General features: G+C 46.7%; 11 protein-coding genes. 4 read left to right on the forward strand and 7 right to left on the reverse strand.

Going from position 1 to position 11,882, the window contains the following annotated elements:
* From RIG27_RS09630 to RIG27_RS09655, 6 genes are all read right to left on the reverse strand, one after another.
* Positions 1-537, reverse strand: a 537-nt coding sequence (locus RIG27_RS09630; RefSeq protein WP_446344616.1) for a Uma2 family endonuclease, incomplete at its 3' end; no start/stop codon positions are given.
* Positions 538-800: 263 nt separating this feature from the next.
* On the reverse strand, positions 801-1,370 hold the full coding sequence (locus RIG27_RS09635) for a Uma2 family endonuclease (RefSeq protein WP_446344618.1): 570 nt from the start codon (positions 1,368-1,370) through the stop codon (positions 801-803).
* Between the two features lie 61 nt (positions 1,371-1,431).
* Positions 1,432-1,713, reverse strand: coding sequence for a hypothetical protein (locus RIG27_RS09640; protein WP_446344620.1), 282 nt, complete (start codon positions 1,711-1,713; stop codon positions 1,432-1,434).
* Between the two features lie 232 nt (positions 1,714-1,945).
* Complete coding sequence (locus tag RIG27_RS09645) at positions 1,946-3,079, reverse strand: hypothetical protein (protein ID WP_446344622.1); 1,134 nt, start codon at positions 3,077-3,079, stop codon at positions 1,946-1,948.
* Between the two features lie 36 nt (positions 3,080-3,115).
* Positions 3,116-4,396 carry an aminotransferase class I/II-fold pyridoxal phosphate-dependent enzyme gene (locus RIG27_RS09650; RefSeq protein WP_446344624.1) on the reverse strand — a complete coding sequence of 427 codons (1,281 nt, stop codon included), beginning with the start codon at positions 4,394-4,396 and terminating at the stop codon, positions 3,116-3,118.
* A gap of 524 nt (positions 4,397-4,920) precedes the next feature.
* Positions 4,921-5,937, reverse strand: a complete 1,017-nt coding sequence (locus RIG27_RS09655; RefSeq protein ID WP_446344626.1) for a LysR substrate-binding domain-containing protein — start codon at positions 5,935-5,937, stop codon at positions 4,921-4,923.
* A gap of 238 nt (positions 5,938-6,175) precedes the next feature.
* Here RIG27_RS09655 and RIG27_RS09660 point away from each other — a divergent pair, with 238 nt between their 5' ends.
* The 4 genes from RIG27_RS09660 (at position 6,176) to ndhD1 (ending at position 11,626) form a co-directional block, all read left to right on the forward strand.
* Positions 6,176-6,853, forward strand: coding sequence for an NnrU family protein (locus RIG27_RS09660; protein ID WP_446344627.1), 678 nt, complete (start codon positions 6,176-6,178; stop codon positions 6,851-6,853).
* An 89-nt stretch (positions 6,854-6,942) separates the two neighbouring features.
* Positions 6,943-7,344 carry a thioredoxin gene (trxA, locus tag RIG27_RS09665; protein WP_446344629.1) on the forward strand — a complete coding sequence of 134 codons (402 nt, stop codon included), beginning with the start codon at positions 6,943-6,945 and terminating at the stop codon, positions 7,342-7,344.
* Positions 7,345-7,804: 460 nt separating this feature from the next.
* Positions 7,805-9,859 (forward strand): NAD(P)H-quinone oxidoreductase subunit 5, encoded by a 2,055-nt coding sequence (locus RIG27_RS09670; RefSeq protein WP_446344631.1) that lies wholly within the window; start codon positions 7,805-7,807, stop codon positions 9,857-9,859.
* Positions 9,860-10,021: 162 nt separating this feature from the next.
* Positions 10,022-11,626 carry a photosynthetic/respiratory NAD(P)H-quinone oxidoreductase subunit D1 gene (gene ndhD1, locus RIG27_RS09675; protein WP_446344633.1) on the forward strand — a complete coding sequence of 535 codons (1,605 nt, stop codon included), beginning with the start codon at positions 10,022-10,024 and terminating at the stop codon, positions 11,624-11,626.
* A gap of 46 nt (positions 11,627-11,672) precedes the next feature.
* Here ndhD1 and RIG27_RS09680 read toward each other — a convergent pair.
* On the reverse strand, positions 11,673-11,882 hold a 210-nt coding region (locus RIG27_RS09680), incomplete at its 5' end, for a hypothetical protein (RefSeq protein WP_446344635.1).

An 11,882-nucleotide genomic window follows, 5' to 3' on the forward strand; every position in this document is an offset into this window, starting at 1 on the left:
CGTCATGCTTTGTTCTCTCAGTTCATATTCTCCTTCAACTAATTGATAAACCTGGAGAGTTTGACGAGTATATCTCCACAATTCCGGAACCCCCAACGCCGCATAAATGGATTGTTTATCAACAGAGGAACTGGTATAATCCGACTCAATCGCTAAATCAGGCGGTGGGTCAATTTCCAGGTTGATTCGTCTACCTCTGACTCGTGATTCATTTTGGATATAGAAACAGCTATCCGGCTCGATAAAACGAGTTAAATCGTCTCGCTTCAAGCTCAATGAACCAAGACTTCTAAGTTCAATACCCAATTCATCAACTATAGCTGTCACAAAGTCTTCAAGCAGTCGTTTGGGTTCTTCATGGTCTTCCAGTGGCATTCTAATTTCCAATACTCCCTGATCATAAGCCATTCTACAGGCTCGGTCTTCGCCAATTTCCGCCAGTAATGTCTTAAAGGTTTGCCAGCTAACGCCTTTTAAGGTAATAACTGGTTCAGCGCTCCTTTTCTGGGATTGAGGCGTTGGTGTTGCTGTTGTCATAGTGAACTGCCCTTGATACCTTGATTCAATTGTAGTCCCTGCCTAAGCTGGGCGTGATAATCATGTTGACCGAAGCATAAGTTAGAGCCTTGAGCAATAAAATATAATACCAGGTAGGGTGGGTTAGGCGGTAATTCAATTCAAAAAATCACCATTTAATTCGGTGTCCGCCGTAACCCACCAATCACAAGAGTTGTAGTATATTAATGAACAATACTGTGGGGATTAGCGACAATTGATTTTCGCGATCGCACACCTGTGATTTACAAACGCTGTCCCAGTTTCAGCCAGGAGAATACCTGTTCAACGGTTAGCTGTAGACTGAGGAAATCGGGTACAGGTAGTCTATCCTCTGGTTGTCGCATAATTTCTGGTAATTGATTGGGATAAAAACAGATTACGGCTTTCTCATCAGGATCAATCAACCACCCTAATCTGGTTTGATGTCTGAGACAGAATAAAATATTATCTGTTACCCTGGTTTGTGACTGGTCTGGTGAGAGGATTTCAATTGTCCAATCTGGAGAACATTCAAATACATTTGCCACTTCTCCATCAGCATCGAAGGGAATTCTCTCCCATCGAAAGACGGCAACATCTGGCACAATAGAGCGTCCGCCAAACGTGCAGCGTAATTCGGGGAAAGCATAAGCGATTTTTTCAGGAAATCCCACCTCGTTTACTGTATTGGCGAGGCATATTTGGAGAGTGCTGTGTTTCCCTTGTGGCATGGGTTTTTGATAGATTTTACCGTCGATAAATTCGCTAGATGGTTTGGTTTCGGGAAGTTTTAGAAAGTCAGCTATGGTGAGTGGTTTAGTTGTTGTGGTCATGGTTGCTTAACTGCCAAAAGAGCAATTTTTAGAATTTTTTTTTAAGTATCTTTTACTGAAATTATCCACATGAGTACAGAGGATTTAACGCTTCCCCTTCTGGTAATAAGTATCTAAAATCTAAGCCACGGACTAATAAGCGATTAATCAGCTCTTTTGCTGTTTGACGAGTCTGTTCATCTTTACTTTTAAGGACTGCGGACAAAATAGCGCGGTACTCTTCGTGATGATAAGAAGCTAACCAATACTGACCTGAATTGGTTTGAGCCATAGTCATCAAGCTTAAACATTTTATTATCGCCAGTGGCATCGACTCAGCAAGGTCAAGAAAATGCTTGAGCAAATCTAAATCGTCCTCTATAATTACTGATTTTTCAAGAACCTTGACTAATTGATTAATCGCCCAGCTATCATCGAACTTTCTCGAAACAAACCACCAGCTAAAGTATTTTAGCTCGTCTACTACAACTTCAATAAAACTCTCTAGCGGTCATGGTGCGTTACGCTACGCTAACACACCCTACAAATAAAGGCTGTCCGTAAATCCTAAGTCAGACAAATTAGGCTGATACTGACTACAGCGTTTTTTCATAAATTCGATACGTCTTATAAATTGTTCCTCCCGATGCTTCAATCAACTTACGAGACGGAAAATTATCTTCCCATACCCAACCTAACTCTGCCCGCTTATAGGGCTTGCCCTTCTTAATCCCCCCTTGCATTCCCAAATAAATTAATGCCAGCGGTACCATTTTGCGGCGATATTCCGGCAATGAAGCAATTGCAATTACCCGTCCTTGGTCAATCTGGCGACGATACCAAATAAACTTGAGAATTCCTAGCCAGTTTAGTTTCCTCTTAACGTGTTTTAGGGGAATATTATAGTCCGGTAATCCCATAAAAAAGCCGATCATTTCACCGTTGTCTTCGGCAATGGGAAAAACATCTGGATCAACTAAACTCTGTAATGACTTGGCTTCTTCTAGAAATTCTGCCTCCGTTCTCGGTGCAGAACTCCAATTATTGGCAAAGGCACGGTTAAAGAGGTGATAAAGACTGATACAATCTTGTTCAAATCCTTGCCCTTTGGTTCTAATCGGGCGAAACGTTATACCCGATTTACAGGCAATCTGATAGGCTTTCTTAAATTTATCCGATAAGGGCTTATCTAAGGGAAAATCATAAGCATAAGTATCCTTCGCTTTCTGCCAACCCTCTTTTTCCATAAATTCGGGATAGTAGGGGGGATTATAGGGCATCATCACCATGGGCGGTGTATCAAAGCCATCGACCAAAAATAAACAATTATTGTGGGTTGATAAATCAATGGGTCCCCGCGCCACCGTCATTCCTTGTTCCCGCAACCACTGACAAGCCGCATTTAGGAGAGATTGCGCGATCGCGCAATCTTGGACACATTCAAAAAACCCAATTAAACCAACCGTTTTCCCCTCTCGTTCAATTAACCGTTGGTTCACCGCCGCCACAATTCGCCCCACCGCTTGGGAAGGGTGAGACGAGTCGAGGGCAATAAATTGCTGTAATTTGCCGTAGCCAAAAAAGGGATTATCGGGGGCAAACTGCTTCGCTACATCGCTACGCAGCGGCGATATCCAATTGGGGTCATTGCCATAGACTCGTGCAGGTACATCCAGAAACAAGTTCTGGTCGGCTGGAGTGGCTACAGTGCGAATTTTGTCATTTGTCATTTGTCGTTGATCAAATAACCAATAACCCAGGACAAGTTAGGCGCTGATCATGGGTTTATATAAAAAATCCCGTGTTGTTACCATGGCGGCGACTAATTTATCCATTTCCTCCTTCGTATGCAGAGCATTTGCCGTCATCCGGATACGGGGTTTGGCAATAAACCAAATGGGTGATACCCAAATCCCATGATTCTCTAACATATACTGACCAAACAATTTCGGATTAATTTCTGAGGGTAAAATAACCGGGATAACGTTAGTTTCACCAATGGCATCAAATCCGGCTTCGACTAAGCGCGATCGCAAGTAGCGAGTATTTGCCTGAAGCTTTTTCACCATGTCGGGATGACGGCGCACCTGACGGATGCTCTCCAATGCGGCGGCTGCCAGAGGTGGCGACAGGGAAACGGTGCCGATAGACGTGGGAGAAACATTTAATAAGGGAATCAATTCTGCCAAAGGACTGCTAATTGCCGCCCCTGCTGATGCGGCAAACTTGGAGAATGTGGTCATAATCAGCGGCACAACACCTTGCTCCATGGTGTATTGGGGTAGGATACCAAAATGCTCGTAGATTCCGCCACCTGTCGCCCCAATCGCCCCACTGGCATGAGCCTCGTCCATCACCAAGACACTGCCTTCGTAATTTCGCAGCACCTCGATCATATCGGGGAGGGGGGCAATATCCCCATCCATGGAGAACACTGCATCAGAAATCACCATAATTCGATCTTGGGGACGAGCATAGCGACGCAGTTTACGCGATAAGTCCTCTACATCACAGTGGCGATAGGCTCTCACCCGCACACGCGGACTATGACCAAATAACTTTCCAGAACGAGTTCCCGCGTTGACGACGGCTGAGAGAATACAGCCATGGTTGAGGACATCAGTCAAAATTAATGTCTCACGGGTATGCTGAAAGCCAGGAACGGGAATAGCCAAATGGCAGAACGCATCCATTAGGGCTTGCATCGCCATCCACGCATTCAAAAAGAGTTGGGTATGGGGTAGGTGCTTAAACTCCGAAATCTCTTGCTCGAGCTGCCGATGCAAATCGATGCGACCACTCAGGACTGAGGTTGAACTGTTGGACGTACCGTATTGAAAAATAGCATCAACCGCTGCTTGGCGAACCGCCTCGTTCTGAACCAGACCCAAGACATCATTCGTACAGAACGTGAGAACCGTCTGACGCTTTCCTGTGGCGACTGATTCTATCTCGACTAAATTCCCCTGCTTTTGATGGCAAACATATTCGTCGGGCGCTAATCCACTTTCGTACCACCGCTGGACGTACTCTTTGACAACTTCCACAACCTTACTCCTCTCACCTTTTCCTAGATAGACTACCGCTTCTAGCTAAAAATGTGTGTTTTTCTCTCAACTTTAAGTGATTATCCCGACTGAATATCAAGCTCCATGTTGGCGATTTTATAGAGTACACGGTAATCCTATATAATACGGGGTGATTGGACAGGGCGGCTTATGACAGACAATAACGCTGGCACATTGGCTATCGCTCTGGTTGGTGCTTTTTTGATTTCTGCTCTAGCAGGGTAGCATAAAACGCAACCCCCTGCGGGATTTGTTTTAATCCAAGCCTCCGGAATACTCCACGGCTGCTAGACTGAGCGAAGTCAAGTCTAGCCGTCTGGTCAACAGGCTTTATTCAAGCCCACACCATACCCTAAGGGTTGGTGTGCGGTAGTTGACAGACTATTCATTCCCGAGTAGAGGCACGACATATCGTACCCCTACAGGTAGCTTAATCTTACTCCTGCACTCTCACACCTCTACACTCCGGCAATTTCAACCGAAAATCTTTCGAGCAATCGTCCTTAACCTGCCGGTTGAGACGATGCAGGTTGAGACGATGCCGAATTCAATTTAGGAGCAGTTATTGGCGGCGAGGAAGGTGATTTTTCTTCCCATCCTGGAGGCGCAAACTGGGGCAAAATTTCCCGACTGAAGGCTTCGGCGGCTTTGGAACGGTAGCGATGGGGATTGACGATTAAAGACAGCGTTCGCTTCACCACTACGCCTTCTATCGTTGCTCGGTATAAGACACCCATTTGCAATTCTTTTTCGATGGCTGAAATAGACACAAACGCTGCACCCAATCCCGATTGCACGGCGTTTTTAATTGCCTCAATTGAGTTGAGTTCCATCTCAATCTTCAGGCGTCGGGTATCAATATCACAGCGCGTGAGAACCTGGTCGATTACCTTACGAATCGTGGATTGGGAGTCGAGCGCAATAAATTGTAACTTATACAAATCCTCCTTATGCACGGTTCCCACCTTTGCCAGGGGGTGGAAGGCAGGTAAAATTAACGCCAACTCATCTTCCGAGTAAGGCATAATATTTAACGTTTCTTGAAGTTCCGTGGGGACTTCACCGCCAATGATGGCTAAATCAACCTGTCCATTGGAAACAGACCAAGAAGTACGGCGCGTCGAGTGAACTTGTAATTGTACCGACACATCGGGATACTTCTGTCGAAACAAGCCAATCATTCGAGGTAAGAGATAGGTACCCGTGGTTTGAGAGGCGCCCACAATCAGCGTCCCACCCTGGAGATTCTGTAAATCCTCAATCGCCCGACAGGTTTCCTGACAAAGGGTGAGAATTTTCTCCCCGTAGCTTAGGAGTAAGTGTCCGGCTTCTGTCAATTGAGCGCGACGCCCGCCTCGGTCAAATAAGGGGACATCAAGCTGTCGTTCCAAGTTTTGCACTTGTAAACTCACAGCTGGTTGGGAAACGTACAAACTATCAGCAGCACGTTTAAAACTCCCCTCAGAAGCGATTGCTTTGAGAATCCGGAGTTGATCGAGAGTGAAAGGAAGGTCAGACATAGGAGCTAAACCATCAAAAAAGGAGCAATAACAGGCAATCCCAGGGGGGTTGAAGATGGGATTTAACGTCAACGATAGTAGGAATTGCCAAAAACGAACATGTAAACCTCTGCCTGAAATCGACAGTAACACAACACGGGATCAACTCTTTGAGTATTCTTGCTAGGATGAATTGTGCAATGAATCAACATCAGGATTTATGGGGGTCTTGACTAACGTGACATCCAGTCATTGGGTAATGGCTGGACTACTTTTGAGCTTTGCGATCGCGCATAGTGGTCTAGCTGCACTGCGACCTTGGGCTGAACAACGGATTGGCGCGAGGTTCTATCGAATTTTATTTGCTCTGGTTAGCCTATCTCTTGCCGTTGTATTAATTATTTACTTTTTCAACCACCGCTATGATGGGATTCAATTGTGGCGGGTGCAGGGAATTCCGGTGATCAAGTCCCTCGTCTGGTGGCTTTCAGGGGTTTCTTTTTTGTTTCTCTACCCCGCCACATTCAACCTGTTAGAAATCGCCGCTATCCAGAAACCCCAAGTTCACCTCTACGAAACCGGCATCATTCGCATTACCCGACATCCGCAAATGGTGGGACAGGTGATTTGGTGTATTGCTCACACCCTCTGGATTGGCACCAGCTTCACCCTACTCACCTCGGTAGGATTAATTTTGCACCATTGTTTTGGCGTTTGGCATGGGGATCAACGGCTCTCCAAGCGCTATGGTGAAGCCTTTGAGTCTGTCAAAGAGCGTACCTCTGTTTTTCCCTTCCTTGCCGTGATTCAGGGACGCCAAACCCTGAAATGGGATGAATTTATCCGTCCCGCCTATCTAGGCGTAATCGGCTTTGTCGGCTTGTTGTGGTGGGCGCATCCTATACTCATGCGAGCAACTGCCCAAATAAATTGGTAAGATTAGTGGATTTATTGTTCAAATAATCCCAATTCGATGTAGCATGATCCCAAGGAAGCGAGTAAAAATCCAATAGAATTCGAGGGATAATGGTGTTGTCGGTGAACGAGCAGACGTTTAAGCAATACGTTTTAGAAAACTCCAAGATGGTTCTGGTTGATTTTTGGGCACCTTGGTGTGGGCTGTGTCGCCTAATTCAGCCAATGTTGGAGGACGTACAGCAGGAATGGAGCGATCGGATTGAAGTAGTGCGGGTGAATGCAGATAATAGTCTCAGGCTTGCCAGTACCTATCAACTCAAATCTTTACCCACCTTGCTCTTATTTGAAAACGGTCAGTTAGTGGAGCGATTAGAAGGCTTTCAAGGACGAGATGACTTGCGCTTGGCGATTCAAAATCTGATCGGGAACAATCAATCACAGTTTTCAGCATCTATTGGGCAAGGTTTAACTCATACCGCCTTAGAGAGTGCAACTCAATCAGTCGCCTAGTCCAAGAAGGCAGGAGGCAGGAGGGCAGAAAGCTTAGACATTGACACTCCTCAGCCTTGCATGCATGAGTAGCGCTTCTTTCATCGAGCGATCTTACTATGAAACAGGGGTCCTATTCCATACCAGAGGAGCATCTGGAGGAAGAAGCGCTTTGCTCCATTGCAGAAGCTAGTTCCGATAGTCCTATACATAAACATTCTTGCTGGAGGTTGGCTCACACCGAGTCAACTTTCTTGTTGAATAGGTATGGTACAACTTCACTCCACTTATGATATGTATCTCCAAACAAACTGGGCAAACATTTAATTTATCCTCTTCATCTCCCCCAGCTACCCCAGCTACCCCGGCTTCCCCAGCTCCCTCATCTCCCGCTAAGTCAGGAAGTCGGGTAGGATATCAAATGTCACACTTGTTTACAGTTTGTCAAAATAGTAAAGAAATCTAAAGTAAGCTGTCTTCCATGGAACCGCTTTATCAATATGCCTGGTTGATCCCGGTCTTGCCCTTGGCAGGGGCAATGCTAGTCGGCTTAGGGCTTATCTCATTCAACAAAACCACGAATCAGTTACGGAAGTTATCCTCCGTGTTCGTCGTATCCCTGCTGGGGGCGGCGATGGTGCTGTCATTTGCCATATTCTGGAGTCAATTTCACGGACATGAACCGTTTACCCGTACCCTGGAATGGGCGGCAGCGGGGAATTTTCACCTGATGATGGGGTATACCATCGATAACCTGACGGCGTTGATGCTTGTCGTCGTTACGACCGTCGCCTTTCTGGTCATGGTGTATACCGACGGCTACATGGCACACGACTCCGGGTATGTGCGCTTCTATGCCTATTTGAGCCTGTTTAGTTCCTCAATGTTGGGTCTGGTGATTAGTCCCAACCTGATACAGGTTTATATTTTCTGGGAACTGGTGGGCATGTGTTCGTACCTACTCATCGGATTCTGGTACGATCGCAAAGCCGCCGCCGATGCTTGTCAAAAAGCCTTTGTGGTGAACCGCGTGGGGGACTTTGGTCTACTCTTAGGCATCTTAGGGCTGTACTGGGCAACCGGTAGCTTTGAGTTTGATGTCATCGGTGCCCACCTAGAGGCTTTTGTCGAATCCGGTTATATTAGCAGCGGACTCGCCGCCCTGTTAGCTGTATTAGTCTTTTTAGGACCCGTTGCCAAATCTGCTCAATTTCCCTTGCACGTTTGGCTTCCTGACGCGATGGAAGGTCCGACCCCAATTTCTGCACTGATTCACGCCGCGACAATGGTGGCGGCTGGGGTATTTCTGATTGCCCGGATGTACCCGGTGTTTGAAAATATTCCCGTGGCGATGACGGTGATTGCCTGGACGGGAGGATTTACCGCCTTTTTAGGGGCAACCATCGCTTTGACCCAAAATGACATCAAAAAGGGTCTTGCCTATTCCACCATCTCCCAGTTGGGCTATATGGTTATGGCAATGGGAATTGGCGCATACAGTGCCGGACTATTCCACCTAATGACCCACGCTTATTTTAAAGCCATGCTCTTCCTCTGTTCCGGTTCCGTGATTCATGGCATGGAAGCCGTGGTGGGTCATGATCCGGATTTAGCCCAGGATATGCGGCTGATGGGGGGATTGCGGAAGTATATGCCAATTACCTCGCTCTGCTTTTTAATTGGAACTCTGGCAATTTGTGGGATTCCTCCCTTTGCTGGATTCTGGTCAAAAGATGAAATCTTAGGTAATGCCTTTACTGCGTCTCCAGGACTGTGGGTTGTCGGTTGGCTAACGGCTGGACTGACTGCCTTTTATATGTTCCGGATGTATTTCATGACCTTTGAGGGCGATTTCCGAGGCAATATCACCAGCATTAAGGAACAAATTAAAGGGGCTGTGGCTGAACCCTTACCCGCGTTTGGACCTGGTGCCATGGATAGACGGGAATTAGAGGCTGAGGATCATGATCATGGGCATAGTGAGTCTCCCCATGAATCTCCGTTAACCATGACCTTACCTTTACTGTTACTTGCTGTTCCCTCCACTCTAGTTGGTTTGGTAGGGATGCCCTTTAATAACTACTTTGAGGAATTTATCCACGCCCCCGGCGAAACCGTGGCGGAAGTGGTGAGTCATGAAGCGGCGTTTAACTGGAGTGAGTTTCTGGTGATGGCGGGTTCCTCGGTGGGGATTGCCTTAATTGGCATTACCGTGGCATCCCTGATGTACCGGATGGGTCAAATTGACCCGGGTGCGATCGCGAAAAACTTTACATCGCTTTACAATTTTTCCCTCAACAAGTGGTATTTCGATGATATCTATAATCGACTGTTCGTCCAGGGAAGTCGTCGCCTCGCCCGCCAAGTGATGGAAGTAGACTACCGTGTGGTGGATGGTGCGGTTAATTTAACCGGTTTAGTTGCCCTGATCAGTGGTGAAGGACTGAAATATCTCGAAAACGGTCGCGCCCAATTCTATGCGCTGATTGTTTTTGGGGCAGTTCTCGGTTTTGTGATTGTTTCTGGGTTGTCTTGATAATGTGTCATTTGTCATTTGTCATTTGTCCTTTGTTCTATCCTGTGGCAAATTGTGTCTCTGTTGTCATTCGTTCAGAGTTAGTTCACTTGATAACGAATGACTAATGACTAATGACGAATAACCAATGACCAATGACCAATGACCAATGACTAATGACTAATGACTGATTTTCCTTGGTTAACCGTAATTATTCTGTTTCCCATCGTCGCTTCTCTGGGCATTCCTTTATTGCCCGACAAGAATGGCGTCTGGGAACGCTGGTATGCCCTGATTGTTGGGCTAATTGATTTTACGTTGATCGTTTGTGCCTTTGTCATCAACTATGACTTTGACAATCCGGGCTTGCAATTGGTGGAAAAATATGCTTGGATACCCACGCTGGACTTGAATTGGTCGGTGGGGGTGGATGGCTTATCCATGCCGTTGGTACTGCTGACGGGGTTTATGACCACATTAGCTATCCTGGCGGCTTGGCCCGTCACCCTGAAGCCGAAGCTGTTTTACTTCCTGATGCTGGCAATGTACGGCGGTCAAATTGCCGTGTTTGCAGTTCAGGATATGCTGTTGTTTTTCCTGGCGTGGGAACTGGAGTTAATTCCGGTATATTTGCTGCTATCGATTTGGGGTGGCAAAAAGCGCCTGTATGCGGCGACGAAGTTTATTCTGTATACGGCAGGGGGTTCGCTGTTTATTTTGATTGCAGCCTTGGCGATGGCATTCTATGGGGATACTGTCACCTTTGATATGCGATCGCTCGCCTTGAAGGATTATGCGATTAATCTAGAATTGTTGCTCTATGCGGCGTTTCTGATTTCCTACGGGGTGAAGTTACCGATTTTCCCCTTGCATACTTGGTTACCGGATGCCCACGGCGAAGCCACCGCACCCGTTCACATGTTGCTGGCGGGGATTCTGTTGAAGATGGGTGGATATGCCCTGATTCGGATGAATGCCGGGATGTTACCCGATGCCCATGCCTATTTTGCCCCAGTGTTGGTGATTTTAGGGGTGGTGAATATCGTGTATGCGGCATTAACCTCTTTTGCCCAACGCAACCTCAAGCGCAAGATTGCCTATTCCTCGATTTCCCACATGGGCTTTGTTTTAATTGGGATTGGCTCATTTACCGACTTGGGGTTGAGTGGGGCGGTGTTGCAAATGGTGTCCCACGGCTTAATTGGGGCGAGTCTGTTCTTCTTAGTTGGGGCAACTTATGACCGCACCCATACCCTGATGTTGGATGAAATGGGGGGTGTCGGTCAAAAGATGCGGAAGATTTTTGCCATGTGGACGACTTGTTCCATGGCGTCTCTGGCGTTACCGGGGATGAGTGGGTTTGTGGCAGAGTTAATGGTGTTTGTCGGATTTGCCACGTCGGATGCTTATAATTCCACGTTTAAGGTGATTGTGGTCTTTTTAGCTGCCGTTGGGGTGATTCTGACACCGATTTATCTGCTGTCCAATCTGCGGGAAATCTTCTACGGTTCTGAGAATAAGGAACTGGTGGAACATGAGGTTTTGCAAGATGCGGAACCCCGTGAGGTGTTTATTATTGCTTGTTTGCTGGTGCCGATTATTGGTATTGGCTTGTATCCCAAGCTAGTCACGCAGATGTATGACTCGACAACGCAACAGTTAACCGCCCGGTTGCGCGGTTCGGTACCGACGTTAGCGGAAGGGAATCCGCCCATGGTATCCATGGTAGCCCCAGAAATTGGGGGACGCGATCGCGCGGGGTTAGAAGTTTCGCCACCTGTCCGTTAGCGCTGCTGGTTTCAATTTTAGCTTATCCGGCGATTCATCCCACGCTCTAATCTTCGATTGAGCGTGGGATGAATAGCCAGTTTATTAGCTTACAACTTGCTTGTTGTAAGCTAATATTAAGGGTAAATTGTTTTTGTATTTCATTGACAAAGCTGTAAAAGCTGGTAAATTGACAGCAAAAACTAAATTCCATAACTACAGTTTCTCTGGCGATAAGCAAGAAGTGGGCTCTTGCGTATTCCCCACTATAAAACGC

Origin of the sequence: Coleofasciculus sp. F4-SAH-05 (genome assembly GCF_040222985.1) — a bacterium.
In the GTDB taxonomy this organism is placed as follows: domain Bacteria; phylum Cyanobacteriota; class Cyanobacteriia; order Cyanobacteriales; family Coleofasciculaceae; genus Coleofasciculus; species Coleofasciculus chthonoplastes.

Bases quoted from the DNA above. Each gene is read 5' to 3' on its own strand.
- RIG27_RS09635 (WP_446344618.1), bottom strand. From the start codon at position 1,370: ATGACCACAACAACTAAACCACTCACCATAGCTGACTTTCTAAAACTT.
- RIG27_RS09645 (WP_446344622.1), bottom strand. From the start codon at position 3,079: ATGACAAATGACAAAATTCGCACTGTAGCCACTCCAGCCGACCAGAAC.
- RIG27_RS09655 (WP_446344626.1), bottom strand. From the start codon at position 5,937: ATGTCTGACCTTCCTTTCACTCTCGATCAACTCCGGATTCTCAAAGCA.
- RIG27_RS09660 (WP_446344627.1), top strand. From the start codon at position 6,176: ATGGCTGGACTACTTTTGAGCTTTGCGATCGCGCATAGTGGTCTAGCT.
- trxA (WP_446344629.1), top strand. From the start codon at position 6,943: ATGGTGTTGTCGGTGAACGAGCAGACGTTTAAGCAATACGTTTTAGAA.
- RIG27_RS09670 (WP_446344631.1), top strand. From the start codon at position 7,805: ATGGAACCGCTTTATCAATATGCCTGGTTGATCCCGGTCTTGCCCTTG.
- ndhD1 (WP_446344633.1), top strand. From the start codon at position 10,022: ATGACTGATTTTCCTTGGTTAACCGTAATTATTCTGTTTCCCATCGTC.